The sequence below is a fragment of the Streptomyces endocoffeicus genome (assembly GCF_016741935.1).
GTDB lineage: Bacteria > Actinomycetota > Actinomycetes > Streptomycetales > Streptomycetaceae > Streptomyces > Streptomyces endocoffeicus.
Window position 1 is genome coordinate 1 of record NZ_JAERRG010000212.1, and the last position, 432, is coordinate 432.

Consider the following 432-nt stretch of genomic DNA (forward strand, 5'->3'; position numbering starts at 1 on the left):
TGGTCGATCCAGGTGTTGTCGATGGTCGACAGCCATGGCACTGTCGGGGTCTGGGTGGTGATGCCGGTGGTGATGTCGAGTAGTTCGGTGCGGATCTGCTCGACGTGGGGGGTGTGTGAGGCGTAGTCGACGTTGATCTTCCGGACGCGTGCGCCGCGTGTTTCACATGTGGTGAGGATGGTGTCGAGGGCTTGTGGGTCGCCGGCGATGACGGTGGATGTGCCGTTGTGGGCGGCGATCCAGACCTTGTCGGTGGTGGGGATGTCGTCCGGGGGGAGGGATATGGATGCCATGGTGCCGTGGCCGGTGAGCTGGTGGGCGATCAGTTGGCTGCGTTGGGCGACGATTCGGGCGCCGTCGTGCAGGCTGATGGCTCCGGCGAGGCAGGCTGCTGCGATTTCGCCCTGGGAGTGGCCGAGGACGATGTCGGGG

Annotated in this window: 1 protein-coding gene; it reads right to left on the bottom strand. The window is 65.3% G+C overall.

The window, feature by feature from the left end; translation table 11 throughout:
- On the bottom strand, positions 1–425 hold a 425-nt coding region (locus JK364_RS54640), incomplete at its 3' end, for an acyltransferase domain-containing protein (RefSeq protein ID WP_307841742.1).
- Positions 426–432: the final 7 nt, after the last annotated feature.